The sequence below is a fragment of the Mesorhizobium sp. GW821-FHT04C10 genome, assembly GCF_059420305.1.
This window is the reverse complement of the sequence record NZ_JBWKTL010000001.1, coordinates 2,220,030-2,238,132: the sequence shown is the minus strand read 5'-3', so window position 1 is coordinate 2,238,132 and position 18,103 is coordinate 2,220,030. Positions and strand designations below refer to the sequence as shown.

The 18,103-nt window shown below is 63.8% G+C and carries 16 protein-coding genes; 14 read left to right on the top strand and 2 right to left on the bottom strand.

Annotated features, from left to right (window positions below; genetic code table 11):
• Window positions 1-234 precede the first annotated feature (234 nt).
• The 14 genes from AC07UC_RS10815 to AC07UC_RS10750 all read left to right on the top strand — a co-directional run bounded on the left by AC07UC_RS10815 (window position 235) and on the right by AC07UC_RS10750 (window position 16,335).
• Window positions 235-1,293 carry a LacI family DNA-binding transcriptional regulator gene (locus AC07UC_RS10815; protein ID WP_140771878.1) on the top strand — a complete coding sequence of 353 codons (1,059 nt, stop codon included), beginning with the start codon at window positions 235-237 and terminating at the stop codon, window positions 1,291-1,293.
• Window positions 1,290-2,306 (top strand): Gfo/Idh/MocA family protein, encoded by a 1,017-nt coding sequence (locus AC07UC_RS10810; RefSeq protein WP_494905606.1) that lies wholly within the window; start codon window positions 1,290-1,292, stop codon window positions 2,304-2,306. Before AC07UC_RS10815 ends, AC07UC_RS10810 begins: the two co-directional genes overlap by 4 nt.
• The gene (locus AC07UC_RS10805) at window positions 2,303-3,904 is read left to right on the top strand and encodes an acyl CoA:acetate/3-ketoacid CoA transferase (RefSeq protein ID WP_494905604.1); all 1,602 of its coding nucleotides are present in this window, start codon (window positions 2,303-2,305) and stop codon (window positions 3,902-3,904) included. Before AC07UC_RS10810 ends, AC07UC_RS10805 begins: the two co-directional genes overlap by 4 nt.
• Complete coding sequence (locus AC07UC_RS10800; protein ID WP_494905602.1) at window positions 3,897-4,673, top strand: enoyl-CoA hydratase/isomerase family protein; 777 nt, start codon at window positions 3,897-3,899, stop codon at window positions 4,671-4,673. The genes AC07UC_RS10805 and AC07UC_RS10800 overlap by 8 nt, the downstream gene beginning before the upstream one ends.
• Window positions 4,674-4,686: 13 nt before the next feature.
• Entirely contained in the window at window positions 4,687-6,198 is a 1,512-nt protein-coding gene (locus tag AC07UC_RS10795; protein ID WP_494905600.1) for an aldehyde dehydrogenase family protein, read from the top strand.
• A gap of 58 nt (window positions 6,199-6,256) precedes the next feature.
• Complete coding sequence (locus tag AC07UC_RS10790) at window positions 6,257-7,510, top strand: ABC transporter substrate-binding protein (protein WP_056595179.1); 1,254 nt, start codon at window positions 6,257-6,259, stop codon at window positions 7,508-7,510.
• A gap of 153 nt (window positions 7,511-7,663) precedes the next feature.
• Window positions 7,664-8,620 (top strand): carbohydrate ABC transporter permease, encoded by a 957-nt coding sequence (locus AC07UC_RS10785; RefSeq protein WP_140771886.1) that lies wholly within the window; start codon window positions 7,664-7,666, stop codon window positions 8,618-8,620.
• Complete coding sequence (locus tag AC07UC_RS10780) at window positions 8,617-9,561, top strand: carbohydrate ABC transporter permease (protein ID WP_140771888.1); 945 nt, start codon at window positions 8,617-8,619, stop codon at window positions 9,559-9,561. Before AC07UC_RS10785 ends, AC07UC_RS10780 begins: the two co-directional genes overlap by 4 nt.
• Before the next feature lie 21 nt (window positions 9,562-9,582).
• Window positions 9,583-10,698 (top strand): ABC transporter ATP-binding protein, encoded by a 1,116-nt coding sequence (locus AC07UC_RS10775; RefSeq protein WP_494905597.1) that lies wholly within the window; start codon window positions 9,583-9,585, stop codon window positions 10,696-10,698.
• Between the two features lie 88 nt (window positions 10,699-10,786).
• Window positions 10,787-12,301 carry a GMC oxidoreductase gene (locus AC07UC_RS10770; RefSeq protein ID WP_494905595.1) on the top strand — a complete coding sequence of 505 codons (1,515 nt, stop codon included), beginning with the start codon at window positions 10,787-10,789 and terminating at the stop codon, window positions 12,299-12,301.
• The gene (locus AC07UC_RS10765) at window positions 12,298-13,059 is read left to right on the top strand and encodes a 3-ketoacyl-ACP reductase (RefSeq protein ID WP_494905593.1); all 762 of its coding nucleotides are present in this window, start codon (window positions 12,298-12,300) and stop codon (window positions 13,057-13,059) included. The genes AC07UC_RS10770 and AC07UC_RS10765 overlap by 4 nt, the downstream gene beginning before the upstream one ends.
• An 11-nt stretch (window positions 13,060-13,070) precedes the next feature.
• Complete coding sequence (locus AC07UC_RS10760; protein ID WP_494905591.1) at window positions 13,071-14,699, top strand: GMC family oxidoreductase; 1,629 nt, start codon at window positions 13,071-13,073, stop codon at window positions 14,697-14,699.
• An 11-nt stretch (window positions 14,700-14,710) separates the two neighbouring features.
• Complete coding sequence (locus AC07UC_RS10755; RefSeq protein WP_172348672.1) at window positions 14,711-15,028, top strand: Dabb family protein; 318 nt, start codon at window positions 14,711-14,713, stop codon at window positions 15,026-15,028.
• 89 nt (window positions 15,029-15,117) lie between these two features.
• A complete protein-coding gene (locus AC07UC_RS10750) occupies window positions 15,118-16,335 on the top strand; it encodes an MFS transporter (RefSeq protein WP_140771901.1) in 1,218 nt (405 codons plus the stop codon).
• Between the two features lie 6 nt (window positions 16,336-16,341).
• On the opposite strand, the gene AC07UC_RS10745 is transcribed toward AC07UC_RS10750, so the two are convergent.
• On the bottom strand, window positions 16,342-17,187 hold the full coding sequence (locus tag AC07UC_RS10745) for an EamA family transporter (RefSeq protein WP_202325961.1): 846 nt from the start codon (window positions 17,185-17,187) through the stop codon (window positions 16,342-16,344).
• Window positions 17,188-17,194: 7 nt separating this feature from the next.
• Window positions 17,195-18,103: an endonuclease/exonuclease/phosphatase family protein gene (locus tag AC07UC_RS10740; RefSeq protein WP_202325960.1), complete on the bottom strand. Its 909-nt coding sequence runs from the start codon at window positions 18,101-18,103 to the stop codon at window positions 17,195-17,197.

The window sequence follows — 18,103 nt, the reverse complement described above, 5'->3', positions numbered from 1 at the left end:
TCTCCCTTTACCGCGCCTATAAATGGAACGTTCCAATAAATCAAGAACCTTTAAGATTCACGAGCGGCCGTCTGTAAAATGTTGCATCGCAGCACGCCGCTCGTTGCTGAACAGGGCCTATAGCGCCAAACTATCGATTCTTCAGGCCGAGAAAAAATCCCGATTGACTCTCGATTGGAGCAGTGATTAGAACGTTCCAATAAACTTGAACCGAAACCGGGAGGAGATATCGGGATGGCCAGCCGGGCCAAGGCGACGATCTTCGACATTGCCCGCGAGGCAGGCGTGTCCAAATCGACGGTGTCGCTCGTGCTCCAGGGCAGCGGGCTGATCCGGCCCGAGACGGCGGTCAAGGTGCGCAAGGCGATCGAGGATGTCGGCTATGTCTACAACCGCGGCGCCGCCAATCTGCGCAAGGCCCATTCCAACGTCATCGGCATGGTCATCAATGATCTCACCAATCCGTTCTTCGCCGAACTGGCGGTTGGCATGGAGCGCGTCTTCCAGTCGGCCGGCATCGTGCCCTTCATCGCCAATACGGCGGAGAATCCGGTACGCCAGGAAGAGGTGCTGAAGTCGCTGATGGAGCAAGGCGTCGCCGGCCTCATCGTGTCACCGGCGCGCGGCACCACGCCGGGCGCTTTCCGGCGGCTGGAGATGGCTGGCGTGCCGGTTGTCTTCGCCATGCGCCGCTTGCCTGAAAGCCGCATCCCGGTGATCGCGCCCGACAATCATCGCGGCGCCTATCTTGCCGCTGCTCATCTCATAGGCAAAGGCCATCGCCGGCTGGCCTTCTTCGGCGGCACATCGGACCTGGTGGTCTATCAGGAACGGCTGGGCGGCTTTCGCGAAGCCTGCGAGACGCTGGGCATCGCCACTCGCGACGTGCTCGTCATCGAGGGCGAGACCAGCCGCAAGGGCGGCATTGCTTGCCTGGAAACCGCACTCGCAATGGCCGAGCCGCCGACATCGGCGCTTTGCTTCAACGATGCCGTCGCCTTCGGCGTGATGCTGGCATTGCGCAAGCGCCGGCTTGAGCCGGGACCAGATTTCGCCGTCGTCGGCTTCGACGACGTGGTCGAGGCCGAACATTACATGCCGGCGCTGACCAGCGTCGCGGTTGACACAGCCGGTCTCGGCGAACGCGCCGCACACGTCATGCTCAAGATGATCCAGTCGCGCACCACGCGTGCCGAAGACCATATCGGCGCGGTCAATCTCGTTGTCAGGGAAAGCTGCGGCCCGGATCGCCGCACACGAAACAGGCCTGCAGGAACGGGAGGCGCGGCATGAGCGTCAAGTGGGGACTGATCGGCGCCAGCACGATCGCCAGGCAATTCATGATCAATGCCATTCGTGCGCAAGAGGATGGCGAGGTCGCGACGGTGATGAGTTCCAGCCCGGAACGCGCCACGGCCTATGCGCGGGAAAATGGCATTCCAGCCGCCGTGTCGAGCCTCGATGCCTTGCTTGGATCCGGCATCGACGCCGTCTACATCTCGACCACCAACGAGTTGCATCTCGAGCAGGCGCTTGCCGCCATCAAGGCCGGAAAGCATGTGCTGTGCGAGAAGCCGCTGGCGCTGACCAGCGCCGACGCGCGCAAGATGGTCGCGGCCGCCAGCGCCGCCGGCGTCGTGCTCGGCACCAACCATCATCTGCGCAACGCCGGTGCGCATCGCGCCATGCGGGACGCCATCGCCACCGGCCGCATCGGCAAGCCGATCGCCGCACGCGTTTTCCATTCCGTCTACCTGCCGGAGAACCTGCAGGGCTGGCGCATCACCAAGCCGGAAGCGGGCGGCGGCGTGGTGCTCGACATCACCGTGCACGATGCCGACACGCTGCGCTTCGTGCTCGGCGACGATCCGGTCGAGGTATCGGCCTTCACGCAAGCCGCCGGCATGGCCGGTAGCGGGCTGGAAGACGGCGCCATGTGCATCTGGCGCTTCAAATCGGGCCTTATCGCCCAGTCGCATGAGGGCTTCACCACCAAATTCGCCGGCACCGGTTTCGAGGTGCACGGCTCGGAAGGCTCGCTGATCGCCGGCAATGTCATGACCCAGAAGCCGGTCGGCTCGGTCATTCTGCGCACCGCCAAGGGCGAGGAGGAGCTTCGCTTCGACCGCGAGGATCTCTACGTCAGGTCCGTGCGTCAGTTCCATGCCGCGATCCACGGCGACGGCCGGCCCTCCGCCACCGGGGAAGACGGCATCTGGTCGCTCACCGCGGCAGAGGCGGCATTGCAATCGGCTAGCTCCGGCAAGGCCGTCAAGATCGACCCGAAACTCGGGAGCATGAAGTGAGCAAGGTCGTTTCCGCGGCGCAGGCAGCCAGCCTGATCAAGGACGGCATGGTCGTGTCCGTGTCGTCATCGAGCGGCCTTGGCTGTCCGGACGCGGTGCTGGCCGCCATCGGCGAACGTTTCGACGCGGAAGGTCACCCGAAGAACATCACCACGCTGCACCCCATCGCCGCCGGCGACATGTATGGCATCAAGGGCATCGATCACCTTGCCAAGCCCGGCCTTTTGAAGCGCACTTTGTGCGGCTCCTATCCATCCGGCCCCTCCTCCGCCGAGCCGCCGCAGATCTGGAAAATGATCGGCGACAATTCAGTCGCCGCCTACAATGTGCCGTCCGGCATCCTGTTCGACATGCACCGCGAAGCCGCCGCCAAGCGGCCGGGCGTATTGACCAAGGTCGGTCTCGACACGTTTGCCGATCCGCGCCATCAGGGCTGCGCCATGAACGCGGCGGCAAGCGAGCCGATCGTTTCCGTGCAGCAATTCGACGGCGAGGAATGGCTCTATTTCCGCTCGATCGTGCCGCAGGTGTCGATCATCCGCGCCACCACGGCGGACGAGCGCGGCAACCTCACCTATGAGCATGAAGGCGCCTATCTTGGCGGCCTCGAGCAGGCGCTCGCCGCCCGCAACAATGGCGGCGTCGTCATCGCGCAGGTCAAGCGTGTCGTCGAGAACGGCACGCTGAAGCCGCATGATGTGCGCGTGCCCGGTGTGCTGGTCGACCATATTGTTGTCGCGCCCGACCAGTTGCAGACGACGCTGACGCCTTACGACCCGGCGATTTCGGGCGAGATCTTCCGGCCTCTGTCGACCTTCCGCAATGCCGAGATGAACGTGCAGAAGGTGATCGCCCGCCGCGTCGCCATGGAATTGCGCGACGGCATGGCCGTCAACATCGGCTTCGGCATCTCGGCCAATGTGCCGCGCATCCTTCTGGAAGAAGGCCAGCACGGCAAGGTCACCTGGGTGATCGAGCAGGGCGCGGTCGGCGGCGTGCCGCTGCTCGACTTCAAGTTCGGCTGTGCCTCCAATGCCGAGGCGATCATGCCCTCGCCGCACCAGTTCATCTATTTCCAGGCCGGCGGCTTCGACGCCTCGCTGCTGTCCTTCCTGCAGATCGACCGCCACGGCTCGGTCAACGTGTCGAAACTCTCAGCCCGGCCGCATGTCACCGCCGGCGCCGGCGGCTTTGTCGACATCACGTCGCGGGCAAAGAAGATCGTCTTCTCCGGCTTCTTCAATGCCGGCGCGAAACTCTCATTGGCCGATGGCGGCATCCGCATCGACCAGGAGGGCAAGGTGAAGAAGGTCGTCAACGAGGTCGAGCATATCTCCTTCTCCGGCACGCGCGCGGTCGCCCAGGGTCAGGACATCACCTATGTCACCGAGCGCTGCGTGATAAAGCTGACGCCTGACGGGCTGATGGTGACGGAACTGGCACCGGGGATCGATCTCGAGCGCGACGTGCTGGCGCAGTCGGAAACACCGCTTGGCGTCGCCAACGACCTCAAGGTGACTCCGGCCGCGCTCTATCAGGATCGGCCAATCGGCCTGTCGCTCAATGGCGGCGCCTCGCTCGGAGGCACGCATGGCTGAGCCTCTCGTCACCTTCGAACAGGACGGCGCCATCGGCATCGTCACCTTGCGGCGGCCGGAAAAATTCAACGCGCTGGATATTCCGATGCTGCGGGCGCTGGAAACGGCGCTCGACACGGCCGAGGCCGCTGATGGCGTGCGCGTCGTGCTGCTGCGCGGCGAAGGCAAGGGCTTTTGCGCCGGCGGCGATGTCGAGGCGTGGGCGCAGATGAACGCGGCCGACTTCCAGGTGCAATGGGTGCGCTACGGCCACCGGGTGTTCGACCGGCTGGCGCGGCTGCGGCAGCCGACAATCGCCGTGCTGTCGGGCCATGCGCTGGGCGGCGGGCTGGAGCTTGCCGTCGCCTGCGATTTTCGCGTCGCCGAGGCGCAGGTGAAACTGGGTTTCCCCGAAACCTCGATCGGCGTCGTGCCCGGCTGGTCCGGCACGCAGCGCGCCGTACGCCGCTTCGGCGCCCAGACCGTGCGCCGCTTGGCGTTGGGTGGCGAGATACTTCTCGCCCTCGAAGCGCTGGCCCTTGGCATGGTCGATAGGGTGGTTGAAACCGGCAACGGCTTTGCCGAGGCCAAAAGCTGGGCCGAAAAAATCGCCGAGCGCGGGCCGTTGGCGACCGAAGCCGCCAAGCTGATGATCGCCGTGGCCGAAGGCGAGGACAGTGCGGCGGCAACGGAAGCACTGGCCAGCGGTTTCATCGCGCTCTCCGGAGACCTCAAGGCTGGTGTAAGCGCCTTCAAGACCAAGCAGAAACCAGCATTTTCAAGAAGCTAGAGAAAAAATCCTGATGAACGCCCCCCTCAACATCGCCATGCCCGCCGAGGCGTCAGCCGCGCCGAAAACCTATCGGCTGCTGATCGACGGCAAGCATGTCGATGCGCGCGACGGCCGCACGATCGAGCGCAAGAGCCCTGGCCATGGCTTCACCGTTTCGCGCTATGCGCAGGCCGGCGAGGCCGAGGTGGAAGCGGCCGTGCAAGCCGCGCACAGGGCGTTCGAGACCGGCCCCTGGCCGCGCATGAAGGCCTCCGAGCGCGCCGCGATCCTTTTCAGGGCGGCCGACCTGATCGAGACGCGGCTGGAAGACATCGCCCGGCTCGATGCACTGGAATCGGGCAAGCCGATCGCCCAGGCGCGTGGCGAGATCGGCGGCGCCGTCGACATCTGGCGCTATGCCGCCTCGCTCGCCCGCACGCTGCACGGCGAGAGCTACGCCAATCTCGGCGACGCCATGCTGGGCGTGGTCGTGCGCGAACCGATCGGCGTCGTCTCGATCATCACGCCGTGGAATTTCCCGTTCCTGATCGTCAGCCAGAAACTGCCCTTCGCGCTTGCCGCCGGCTGCACGGCCGTGGTCAAGCCGAGCGAGATGACCTCGGCCTCGACCTTCGTGCTCGGCGACATCCTGCTTGAGGCCGGCCTGCCCGCCGGCGTCGTCAACATCGTTGCCGGCCTGGGCGGTGATGTCGGTGCGCCGATGGTCAGCCATCCCCTGGTCGAGATGGTGTCGTTCACCGGCTCTACCCGCGTCGGCAAGATGACGATGGCGTCCGCTGCGCAGTCGCTCAAGAAGGTCTCGATGGAGCTCGGCGGCAAGAACGGCCAGATCGTCTTCCCCGATGCCGATCTCGAAGCGGCCGCCGACGCGGCGGTGTTCGGCGGCTTCTTCAATGCCGGCGAATGCTGCAATGCCGGCAGCCGGCTGATCGTGCACGAGGCGATAGCCGACGATTTTCTTGCCACCGTAAAGGCACTTACGTCGAGAGTAGCAGTGGGAGATCCACTGGACGATCGAACCAAGGTCGGCGCGATGATCTCGTCCGACCATCTGGCCAAGGTGACCGGTTACGTAACGGCAGCTGCAAGCGGCGGCAGCAATGTCTACAGCGGCGGCGGGCAATTGGCCTCCAATGCCGGCCAATATCTCAACCCGACCATCATCCGCGGCGTCACCGAGGACATGGCCATCGCACGCGAAGAAGTGTTCGGGCCGGTGCTCTCCGTGCTGACTTTTGAAACGATTGAAAAGGCGTTGCACATCGCCAACAACACGCCCTATGGTCTGTCTGCGGGCGTGTGGAGCGCCAGCATCGACACTTGCATGTCGGTGGCGCGTGGGGTGCGTTCGGGGACGGTTTGGGTGAACACATTCATGGAAGGTTATCCCGAGCTGCCTTTCGGAGGCTACAAGCAGTCCGGTCTTGGACGCGAACTCGGCAAACGCGCCGTCGAGGACTATACCGAGGAAAAGACAATCCAGTTTCATCGCGGCCAGCGCACAGGATGGTGGGTCGGCTGAGTTTGGAAGAACCCGGTGGGCTTCCACCGGTCGTGTAATGCAACAAGGGAGGAAGTACATGTTGCGCAAACTGCTTATCGGAACGGCTCTCGCATCGGGTCTGGCCTTCGCCGCCCATGCCGAGGACGTCAAGGAAGTGCAGATGCTGCATTGGTGGACGTCGGGCGGCGAAGCGGCTGCCCTCAACGTCTTGAAGGGCGATCTGGCCAAGGAAGGCTATGCCTGGAAGGACGTGCCGGTGGCCGGCGGTGGCGGCGACGCCGCCATGACCGCGCTGAAGGCAATGGTCGCGGCCGGCAATTATCCGACCGCCTCGCAGATGCTCGGCTACACCGTGCTCGACTATGCGGCGGCCGGCGTCATGGGCGACCTGACCGAGACGGCGAAGAAGGAAGGCTGGGACAAGTCGGTTCCGGCCGCCCTGCAGAAATTCTCGGTCTATGAGGGCAAGTGGGTCGCGGCTCCGGTCAACGTCCACTCGGTCAACTGGCTGTGGATCAACAAGGCCGTCATGGACAAGATCGGCGGCACCGAGCCGAAGACCTTCGACGACTTCGTTGCCTTGCTCGACAAGGCCAAGGCTGCAGGCGTGATCCCGCTCGCTCTCGGCGGCCAGAACTGGCAGGAAGCCACGATGTTCGACTCGGTCGTGCTGTCGACCGGCGGACCCGAGTTCTACAAGAAGGCCTTCAACGACCTCGACGACGCTTCGCTCAAGTCCGACACGATGAAGAAGTCGTTCGACAATTTGGCCAAGCTCGTCACCTATGTCGACCCGAACTTCTCGGGCCGTGACTGGAACCTTGCCACCGCCATGGTCATCAAGGGCGATGCTCTGGTGCAGGTCATGGGCGACTGGGCCAAGGGCGAGTTCCACGCCGCCAAAAAGACCCCGGGCACGGACTTCCTGTGCTACCGCTTCCCGGGCACTGACGGCTCCGTGATCTACAACTCCGACATGTTCGGCATGTTCAACGTTCCGGACGACCGCAAGGCCGCCCAGGTCGCACTGGCCACCGCCACCTTGTCGAAGAGCTTCCAGTCGGCCTTCAACGTCGTCAAGGGTTCGGTTCCGGCCCGTACCGACGTTCCCGACACCGACTTCGACGCTTGCGGCAAGAAGGGCATCGCCGACCTGAAGGCAGCCAATGACGGCGGCACGCTGTTCGGCTCGCTGGCTCAGGGCTATGGCGCGCCTCCGGCGGTCGCCAATGCCTACAAGGACGTCGTCTCGAAGTTCGTCCATGGCCAGATCAAGACCTCGGACGAAGCCGTGACCGAACTGGTCAAGGCGATCGACGACGCCAAGTAAGCGCCGGCCTCGAAAACACCTTCCCCGCTTCGGCGGGGAAGGTTTCATCCCACGATTGGCCGGCTCGACACCATGCCGACCAAGGACCCGTCCGCACGGGCCGCCTTGCCGCCTGACGGCAGCGCAGAGACGACCCGAAAACGGGAGGAGCTCATGAGCACGCTAGCAACAAGCCAGATCAAGCTGACGCCGGAGCATGCACGCCCCCGTGCCTCTGTGCGCTCGCGCCTGCAGGACGCCTTGCCGAAGATCGTACTGGCGCCGAGCTTCGCCATCACCATCGTCTTCGTCTACGGCTTCATCCTGTGGACGATCTATCTGTCCTTCACCAATTCCAAGACCTTCCCGTCCTATGTCATCACCGGCGCGCGCGCCTATCAGCGGCTGTGGGGCTGGACCTTCGACACCGACCCGCCGTCGAGCTGGTACACGTCGATCACCAACATGGGCATTTTCGGCTTTCTCTACATCCTGATCTGCCTGGCGCTCGGCCTGTTCCTGGCCATCCTGCTCGACCAGAAGATTCGCGGCGAAGGCGTGCTGCGGCCGATCTACCTCTATCCCATGGCGCTGTCCTTCATCGTCACCGGCGTCGCCTGGAAATGGTTCCTCGATCCAGGACTCGGCCTCGAGCAGACCTTGCATCAATGGGGCTGGACGAGCTTCCATTTCGACTGGATCAAGAACAAGGACTTCGTCATCTACACCGTGGTCATCGCCGGTGTCTGGCAGGCCTCCGGCTTCATCATGGCGATGTTCCTGGCCGGCCTGCGCGGCATTGACGGCGAGATCATGAAGGCGGCGCAGATCGACGGCGCCACCACCTTCCAGCTCTACCGCCGCATCGTCATTCCGCTGCTGCGGCCGATCTTCCTGTCGGCCTTCATCGTGCTCGCCCACCTCGCCATCAAGTCCTACGATCTGGTGGTCGCACTGACCAGCGGCGGCCCCGGCGGCTCGGCCTGGCTGCCGTCCAACTTCATGTATGAGTACACATTCAAGCGCAACGAGATGGCTGTCGGTTCGGCCAGTGCCGTGATCATGCTGATGACCATCGTCGCCATCATCGTGCCCTATCTCTATTCCGAACTCAGGGAGAAGCCGCGATGAGCGCTGTCACCACTCCCGCCCGCCAGGCTTCAGGCGGCGTCAACGTCAAACTCGTCAACCGCATCGTCATCTACGGGCTTCTGGCGCTGTTTGCGCTGTTCTACCTGATGCCGCTGTTCGTCATGCTGGTCACCTCGTTCAAGACCATGGACGAGATCCAGAACGGCAACATGCTGGCGCTGCCCAAGGCGCCGACCTTCGACCCGTGGCTGAAGGCCTGGGGCGAGACCTGCGTCGGTCTCACCTGCGCCGGCATCAAGGGCTATTTCTGGAACTCCATCAAGATGGTGGTTCCGGCCGTGCTGATCTCGACCATGCTCGGGGCACTCAATGGCTACGTGCTGACCAAATGGCGTTTTCGCGGCGCGACACTGGTGTTCGGGCTGATGCTGTTCGCCTGCTTCATCCCGTTCCAGTCGGTGCTTCTGCCGATGGCGACGATCCTCGGCAGCCTCGGCCGCTTCGGCGTCTCGCTGCAGAACTCGGTCGGCACCAGCTTCGGCCTCGGCAATCCGACGGTCAACCTTGTCTTCGTCCATGTCGTCTACGGCATCGGCTTCACCACTTTGTTCTTCCGCAACTATTACGAGGCCTTCCCGACCGAATTGATCAAGGCCGCACAAGTCGACGGCGCCTCCTTCTTCCAGATCTTCCGCCGCATCATGCTGCCGAACTCGATGCCGATCTTCGTCGTCACCGTCATCTACCAGTTCACCAACATCTGGAACGACTTCCTGTTCGCTTCCGCCTACGCCGGCACCGGTGACGCCATGCCGATGACGGTGGCGCTCAACAACGTCGTCAACACCTCGACCGGCGTCGTCGAATACAACGTCAACATGGCAGCCGCGATGATCGCGGCTCTGCCCACCCTGATCGTCTATGTCGTCGCCGGCCGCTATTTCGTGCGCGGGCTGATGGCGGGCGCGGTCAAGGGCTGACCACATTCAGAAGGAACGACCATGGCTTTTCTGGAAATTGATGGGCTGAAGAAGCGCTTCGGGAATGTTGAGATCCTGAAGGGCATCAATGTCGAACTCGAAAAGGGCGGCTTCCTGGTGCTGGTCGGCCCGTCAGGCTGCGGCAAGTCCACTCTGCTCAACACCATCGCCGGCCTGGAGCAGATCACGGAGGGCGAGATCCGCGTCGACGGCCGCGCCATCAACGATCTGCACCCGTCCAAGCGCGACATCGCCATGGTGTTCCAGAGCTATGCTCTCTACCCGAACATGACGGTGGCCGGGAACATCTCCTTCGGCATGGAAATGCGCGGCGTACCCGCCGACGAGCGCCAGAAGGCGATCGACAAGGTGGCCAAGGTCCTGCAGATCGGCCATCTCCTGCAGCGCAAGCCAAGCCAGCTTTCGGGCGGCCAGCGCCAGCGTGTCGCCATGGGCCGGGCGCTGGTGCGCGACCCCAAACTGTTCCTGTTCGACGAGCCGCTGTCCAACCTCGACGCCAAGCTGCGCGTCGACATGCGCATCGAGATCAAGCGCCTCCACGCCACGACAGGCACAACCATCGTCTACGTCACCCACGATCAGATCGAGGCGATGACGCTGGCCACCAAGATCGCCGTGATGCGAGACGGCGAGGTGCAGCAATTCGGCACGCCGGCCGAGATCTACAATAACCCGAGCAATGTCTTCGTCGCCGACTTCATGGGTTCGCCGGCGATGAACCTGATCCCGGCGACCATCGGCGGCAACGGCAGCGATCTGGCTGTCGTGCTCGACCGCGAGGCGCGGCAGCCTATATCGCTGCCGATGGCCAATGCGCCAGCCGGACTGTCGGCGTTCAAGGGCAAGCCGGTCATCTTCGGCGTCCGGCCGGAGGCCCTGACCGATCCGGAGGGCGCGGAGCGCAACGCCTCGCATATCGCCACCGCCGACTGCCACATCGAGGTTGTCGAACCGGCAGGCTCGGACACCTTCGCCGTCACCAATCTCGGCGGCAAGGGCGTGGTCGCGCGTCTGCGCGCCGACGCCAACATCCAGCCGGGCACCAACACGCCACTTGCCTTCAACCTGACCAAGGCTGTGTTCTTCGATCCGGCGACCGAGAACCGCATACGCTGATGTATGCCGCCCAAAAGTGGATCCGGTTTTGGGGCAACGATATGCATCAAAACAAAAACCTGAAGCGCGTCGGGACGCGATTTAGGCCATGACAAATCCGGACATCGTCATCATCGGCTCCGGCATCGGCGGCGCCACGATCGCCTCCGGTCTGGCCGGCAGCGGCGCCTTGATCCTGATGCTGGAGCGCGGCGAGCCCTTGCCGGCAACGCCGCATGCGCGCGACACGCGCTCTATCTTCGTCGACGGCCACTACCGGCCGAAGGAGATGTGGCGCGAAGCCGGCGGAGCCGCCTTCAATCCTGGCAATTACTATTATGTGGGCGGGAATTCGAAATTCTACGGGGCGGTGCTTATCCGCTACCGCAAGGAAGATTTCTCCGCCATGGAGCATTTCGGCGGGGTCTCGCCGGCATGGCCGTTTTCCTATGACGAGTTCGAACCCTGGTATTCGAAGGCAGAGCAGCTCTTTCGTGTGCGCGGCACGCTGGGGGAAGACCCGACCGAGCCGTTCCACTCGATCCCCTACGCCTACAAGCCAGTGCCCGACGAAACGCCGATCGCGCGTGCCCGCGCCGAACTCAAGGGGCTGGGCCTGCATCCGGCCTCGCTGCCGCTCGGCGTCGACATCGACACCTGGCTGAAAGAAGGCAGGACCGGCTGGGACGCTTTTCCAAACACCGGTCAAGGCAAGATGGACGCCCAGACGGCACCGCTCGCGGCGGCGTTGAAGGACAGCAACATCCGGCTCGAGACCGGCTGCTATGTCGAATATCTCGAAGCGGCGCCCGATGGTAAAACCATCGCCGCCATTCACTACCGGCAGAAGGGCGAGGCGAAGAAAGTCACGCCAAAACTGGTCATCCTGTCCGCCGGCGCGGTCAACTCTGCCGTCATCCTGCTGCGTTCGCCATCATCCAGCAACGGCAAGGGCGGCAAGGGCCTTGCCAACCGCTCCGACCAGGTCGGCCGCAATTTCATGAACCACAATTCCAGCGCCATGCTGGCCATCGACCCGCGCCGCAGAAATGATGCCGTCTACCAGAAGACGCTGATGCTGAACGACTACTACCTCTCGGACGGCAAGGGCGGCAAACCACTGGGCAATGTCCAACTGCTCGGCAAGATCGACGGCAACATGCTGAAGGCCAATGTGAAGACGATGCCGAGATTCGCGCTGGATTACATGGCCGGCCATGCCGTCGACTGGTACCTGATGTGCGAGGACCTGCCCGATCCGGAAAGCCGCATCATGGTCGACGGCAAGGACATCGTCATGCAGTGGCGGCGCTCCAACATGCAGTCGCTCGACGGGCTGACCAAGGTGATGCGCGAAAACTTCCGCGCCTGCGGCTATCCCATCGTGCTGTCGCGCCCCTTCGACAAACGCACGCCCTCGCACCAGTGCGGCACGATCAAGATGGGCGGCGATCCGGCGACCTCGCCGCTCGATCCATTCTGCCGGTCGTTTGACCACCAGAACCTGTTCGTCGTCGACGGCAGTTTTTTGCCGACATCGGCCGCGGTGAACCCGGCCCTGTCGATCGCAGCGCAAGCGCTGCGGGTGGCCGAACATATCCGCAAGAGCGAGCTTGCCGCATGACCCGCCCCGCGGCCATCGTCACCGGCGGCGCGCGCGGCATTGGTCTTGCCTGTGCCCAGGCCCTGGCCGATGCCGGCTTCGACATTCTGGTCGCCGATCTGGCCGAACAGGCGCCGGACGATCTGGCGACCGACATCACGGCACGCGGCGCGAAATTCGCTTATGTCCGTTGCGACATCGCCGATCTTGCCAGCCACGCGGCACTCGTCGATGCCACATTGCGTGCCTTCGGCCGCATCGACTGCCTCGTCAACAATGCCGGCGTCGGTGCCGTGGTGCGCGGCGACCTGATGGAGCTGAAACCGGAGAATTTCGACCGTACGCTCGGCATAAACCTGCGCGGCACCGTGTTTCTCAGCCAGGCCGTCGCCAAGGCGATGCTGGCCACACCGGGCGACCGCACACAATCGATCATCACCATCACCTCGGTCAGCGCTGACATGGCCTCGCCGGAACGCTCCGACTACTGCATCTCCAAGGCCGGCCTTTCCATGTGGGTGAAGAACCTGGCGCTCAGGCTTGCCCCGGAGAACATCGGCGTCTTCGAGCTGCGGCCGGGCATTATCCGCACCGACATGACGGCAGGCGTGACCGCCAAATACGATGCCTTGATCGAGGGCGGACTGGTGCCGGCCAAACGCTGGGGCGAGGCATCCGACATCGGCTCGGTGGTGGCGACGCTTGCCACCGGCAAGCTCGGCTTTTCGACCGGCTCGATCATCAATGTCGATGGCGCGCTCTCCGTGCCGCGATTGTAGGTGGAAACGACATGACCGATTACATCATCGTGGGCGCCGGCCCGGCCGGCTGTGTTCTGGCCAACCGGTTGAGCGAGGATCCGGGCAATTCCGTGCTGCTGCTCGAAGCCGGCGGCAAGGACTGGCATCCCTACATCCATATGCCGGCGGGCTTCGCCAAGATGACCAAGGGCATCGCGTCCTGGGGCTGGTCGACCGTGCCGCAGAAAAACATGAAGGACCGCGTCTTCTGGTACACGCAAGCCAAGGTGGTCGGCGGCGGCTCCTCCATCAACGCCCAGATCTACACGCGCGGCAACGCCCGCGACTACGACGCCTGGGAGAAGGAAGAGGGCCTCGCCGGCTGGGGCTATCGCGATGTGCTGCCCTACTTCAAACGCGCCGAGAACAACCAGCGCTACGCCAACGATTTCCACGGTGACCAGGGACCGCTGGGCGTGTCGAATCCGATCTCGCCGCTGCCGATCTGCGAGGCCTATTTCCGCGCCGGCCAGGAGATGGGTATTCCCTTCAATCCGGATTTCAACGGCGCTGCCCAAGAAGGCGTCGGCTATTACCAGCTGACGCAGAAGGACGCCCGGCGCTCATCCGCTTCGGTCGCCTATCTCAAGCCGATCCGCGCGCGCAAGAACCTCACCGTCCGAACCGACGTGCTGGTCACCCGCATCATTGTCGAGAAGGGCCGCGCCATTGGCGTCGAGATCGTCGACAGACCCGGGAGCGAGAAGAAAATCCTGCGTGCCGAGCGCGAGGTGATCGTCTCGTCCGGCGCCATCGGCTCGCCGAAACTGTTGATGCAATCGGGCATCGGTCCGGCCGATCATTTGAAATCGGTCGGCGTCACGCCGGTGCACGACCTGCCCGGCGTCGGCTCCAACATGCAGGACCATCTCGATCTGTTCGTCATCGCCGAGTGCACCGGCGACCATACTTACGACAACTACGCCAAGCTGCACCGCACGGCCTGGGCTGGCCTGCAGTACCTGCTGCTCAAGAAGGGGCCGGTGGCTTCCAGCCTGTTCGAGACCGGCGGCTTCTGGTACGCCGATCCGACCGCCGCCTCGCCCGACATCCAGTTCCATCTCGGCCTGGGCTCGGGCATCGAGGCCGGCGTCGAGAAGCTGAACAACCCTGGTGTTACCTTGAACTCGGCCTTCCTGCGGCCGCGCTCGCGCGGCACCGTGCGGCTGAAGAGCGCCGACCCGGCCGACCATCCGCTGATCGACCCGAACTACTGGTCCGACCCCTATGATCGGGCCATGTCACTGAAGGGGCTGCGGCTGGCGCGCGAGATCATGCGGCAGAAGGCGCTTGCCCCCTACGTGCTGCGCGAAGTGCTGCCTGGCCCGTCGCTGGCCAGCGATGACGAGCTGGTCGACTATGCCTGCCGCACCTCGAAGACCGATCACCATCCTGTAGGCACCTGTCGCATGGGCCATGATGACATGGCCGTGGTGACACCGGACCTGCGGCTGCGCGGTATCGAAGGCTTGCGCGTCTGCGACGCCTCGGTGATGCCGCGCGTGCCCTCCTCCAACACCAATGCACCGACGATCATGGTCGGCGAAAAGGGCGCCGACCTGATCCTCGGTCGCGAACCGCTGCCACCGGCTGTGTTTTCCGGAAACCGGGCTGCTTGAAAGGAAACAAAATGATCAGGCACTGTGTCTTCGTCAGGTTTCGCGATGATGTCCCCGACAGCGAGCGCGCGGCGATCCATGCCGACCTGGAAGCGCTGCGACAGGTGATCGACGGCATGGACACCGTCCACTTCAGCGCCAATGTCAGCCCGGAGCCTTTTGCGCGCGGCTTCAATCACGGCTTCACCATCGATTTCCGCGATGCCGCCGCGCGCGACGCCTATCTCGTGCATGAGGCGCACCAGCGCGCCGGCGCAAGACTGGTCGCCGCACTCGAAGGCGGCACCGATGGATTGATGGTCTTCGATCTCGATCTTACGAAAAAGTGACCGGCGGCTCTTCGAAAGCCGGCTGATCGCTGTTCTCTTTTGCGAGCAGGGCGACATATCGTTCCTTTGGGGGACCAAAGGAGGATGCCTTGAATCTCACTGGTGAGCAGAAGAAAACCGTTCTGGCCTCATTTCTGGGCTGGACGCTCGACGCTTTTGATTTCTTCCTTCTGACATTCCTGCTCACCGATATTGCGAGTGAATTCCACACAGATGTCCCGGCAGTCTCAAAGGCACTGTTCCTGACCTTGGCGACGCGCTTCATCGGCGCGTTCTTCTTTGGCATGCTCGCCGATAAATATGGGCGCAAACCCATGCTCATGCTCAACATCGTCAGCTATTCGGTGATCGGCGCGCTCGCCGCCTTCTCGCCCAATCTCGGCATTTTCCTAGCGCTGCGCGCTCTGTTCGGCATAGCCATGGGCGGCGAATGGGGGCTCGGCAGTTCGCTTGCCATGGAATCCATCCCGCCGAGTGCCCGCGGCATGGTCTCGGGCATCCTGCAATGCGGCTATCCGGCAGGTTACCTCTTGGCGGCGGTGGTCTATGGCCTGCTTTATCAGCAGACCATCGGCGGCTATACGATCGGCTGGCGCGCCATGTTCCTGCTCTCCTTCGTGCCGGCGCTGATCGTGCTCTTCATCCGCTCGCATGTGCCGGAATCGCCCGCCTTCGTCGAGGCGCAGAAATCGGTGAAGCCGGGGCTGCTGGAAACGCTGCAGAAGCACTGGGGCGTCGCGCTCTATGCCGTCGTCCTGATGATGTTCTTCAACTTCTTCAGCCATGGCACGCAGGATCTCTACCCGACCTTCCTGAAGAAGCAGCACGGCTTCGACCCGCACACGGTGAGCTGGATTACCATCGTCGCCAATCTCGGCGCCATTGTCGGCGGCCTGGCGTTCGGCGCGCTGTCCGAGAAGATCGGCCGCGTCAACGCCATCACGCTTGCCTGCCTGATCGCCCTGCCGTCGATCCCGCTCTGGGCCTACAGCACGACGCCCTTCATGCTCGCCATCGGCGCCTTCGTCATGCAAGTCGCGGTCCAGGGTGCCTGGGGCGTCATCCCTGTGCATCTCAACGAACTGTCGCCGGGTGCGGTCCGCGCGACGTTGCCCGGCTTCATCTACCAGGCGGGCAATCTCGCGGCGTCCTATGGTGGTCCTTATCAGGCAAGCATAGCCGAGGCGCCCGGCGGCAGCTACGGCTACGCGCTGGCGCTTTTCGCCGGCGTGGTCGCCGTCTGCATCATCGTCGTCATCCGCTTCAGCCCGGAACGGCGCGGCCAGGTGATGACGGTGCTGAGTTAGAGGCGGCTAGCCCAGCCGCAGCGCAATGACACCCGCAACAATGCTGAGCGCGGCCGCGCCGCGCCAACCCGTCATCTTCTCCCCGAGCGCGTAGACCGAGATCATCATGGCGAACAGGATCGAGGTCTCGCGCAGCGACGCCACCGAGGCGATCGGCGCCTTGGTCATCGCCCACATCACGATCCAGTAGGCCGCACCGCTGAGCACGCCGGTGAACAGCCCGGTCTTCCAGTCGCGCGCCAGAACCGGAAGCGCCTTGGGCCCACGAAAAATCAGGCACAGCACCAGCGCGCCAAAAGCATCGCAGATGAATAGCCAGGCGGCATAGCTCTGCGCCGTTGCCGCCAGCCGCGCGCCGCTGCCGTCGGACAGAGTGTAGCTGGCGATGAAGACCGAGGTGCCGAAGGCAAAACCGACCGCACGCAGATTGAGCTTCTCCAGATGCGCGCCGCCGCGAAACGACATCACCAGCGTGCCGGCCGACAAAAGCAGGATTCCGACAATGGCGAGCGGCGCGGGCACTTCGGCGACGACGAACATGCCTCCAATCGCGGCCAGCAAAGGTGCCGTGCCGCGCGCCAGAGGATAGGTCTGGGCGAAATCGCCGGCCTGGTAGGCGCCGATCAGGAATGTACGGTAGCCCATGTGGAAGATGACCGAGGCGATGATGTAGGGCCACACCTCGGCCTTCGGCACTTCGACGAAGGGAAGCACCACGAGTGCGGCGGCACCCATGCCGAGCGTCATCAGCGTGATCGACAGGAAGCGGTCGAGATGGACCTTGACCAGCGCGTTCCAGATCGCGTGCATGGCAGCGGCGGCAAGCACCGCGAAGAAGACGAAAAGCGTCATTTCAGGTCTATCGACCTCCCAAGCCGAAGGGCGTCTCGAGATCGATATCGATCCGGACCGGGAAGTGGTCGGACGCCACCTCGCCTATGTCGGATCCCACCGAGCGCACCCGTCCGGCGAACACCCCGCCGACGAAACAGTGGTCGAGCCGGCGCTTTGCCAGTCTGCCGTCAATGATCTTCTCATGCGTGTGGAAATCCGCCGCCGGTTCGCTGGCAACGGAAGCCGCATCGACGAAGCCGTCGAGATAGGCGGCACCGCGATGATAGGGCGTGCTGCCGACGATGCGGCGGTATTCGGCGCTGCCCGGCTCCATGTTGAAATCGCCCATCCAGATCGCCGCCAGCGGATTTTCCGGCTCGGCCTCGCCGCTGGTCCAGTTGCGCGAAGGTTCGTCATCAGTGCCGCTCCACGGCCCGCCGTCAGATAGCGCGCGGCGATGCTCGGCCAGCAGATAGTCGATCTGTTCAAGCCGCTCTTCCGCGGCGATATGGGCGAGATGCAGGGAAAACACCCGCACCGGGCCGGCGGGCGTGCGGATCATGCATTCGAGTGCCGCGTTGCGGGTGTTGAGCGGCCGCAGCGTCCGGCGCATCGGCAGCGCATGCAGCCGAGACCAGACGATCGGCAGCCTTGACAGCACCATGGTGCCGAACTGCCGGCGCCGGTTGATCAGGCGGCCATCGCGCCGCTCGCTGGCATCCATGTCGAAGGCCGGCCCGTAGACCCAGTGATAGCCGGGCAGCAGGCGCGACAGCAGTTCCGGCTGGTCGTCGAAATTGCTGCGCTGCCAGTGGCGTTCGACCTCCTGAAGCGCAATGATGTCGGCACCGTCGACGACCCGCGCCGCGCGCGAAAGATCGTAGCGCCCGTCGCCGCCGAACCCGTACTGGATGTTGTAGCTGACCAGCTTCAT

Bases quoted from the DNA above. Each gene is read 5' to 3' on its own strand.
- AC07UC_RS10815 (WP_140771878.1), top strand. From the start codon at position 235: ATGGCCAGCCGGGCCAAGGCGACGATCTTCGACATTGCCCGCGAGGCA.
- AC07UC_RS10810 (WP_494905606.1), top strand. From the start codon at position 1,290: ATGAGCGTCAAGTGGGGACTGATCGGCGCCAGCACGATCGCCAGGCAA.
- AC07UC_RS10800 (WP_494905602.1), top strand. From the start codon at position 3,897: ATGGCTGAGCCTCTCGTCACCTTCGAACAGGACGGCGCCATCGGCATC.
- AC07UC_RS10795 (WP_494905600.1), top strand. From the start codon at position 4,687: ATGAACGCCCCCCTCAACATCGCCATGCCCGCCGAGGCGTCAGCCGCG.
- AC07UC_RS10790 (WP_056595179.1), top strand. From the start codon at position 6,257: ATGTTGCGCAAACTGCTTATCGGAACGGCTCTCGCATCGGGTCTGGCC.
- AC07UC_RS10785 (WP_140771886.1), top strand. From the start codon at position 7,664: ATGAGCACGCTAGCAACAAGCCAGATCAAGCTGACGCCGGAGCATGCA.
- AC07UC_RS10780 (WP_140771888.1), top strand. From the start codon at position 8,617: ATGAGCGCTGTCACCACTCCCGCCCGCCAGGCTTCAGGCGGCGTCAAC.
- AC07UC_RS10775 (WP_494905597.1), top strand. From the start codon at position 9,583: ATGGCTTTTCTGGAAATTGATGGGCTGAAGAAGCGCTTCGGGAATGTT.
- AC07UC_RS10770 (WP_494905595.1), top strand. From the start codon at position 10,787: ATGACAAATCCGGACATCGTCATCATCGGCTCCGGCATCGGCGGCGCC.
- AC07UC_RS10765 (WP_494905593.1), top strand. From the start codon at position 12,298: ATGACCCGCCCCGCGGCCATCGTCACCGGCGGCGCGCGCGGCATTGGT.
- AC07UC_RS10760 (WP_494905591.1), top strand. From the start codon at position 13,071: ATGACCGATTACATCATCGTGGGCGCCGGCCCGGCCGGCTGTGTTCTG.
- AC07UC_RS10755 (WP_172348672.1), top strand. From the start codon at position 14,711: ATGATCAGGCACTGTGTCTTCGTCAGGTTTCGCGATGATGTCCCCGAC.
- AC07UC_RS10745 (WP_202325961.1), bottom strand. From the start codon at position 17,187: ATGACGCTTTTCGTCTTCTTCGCGGTGCTTGCCGCCGCTGCCATGCAC.
- AC07UC_RS10740 (WP_202325960.1), bottom strand. From the start codon at position 18,103: ATGAAGCTGGTCAGCTACAACATCCAGTACGGGTTCGGCGGCGACGGG.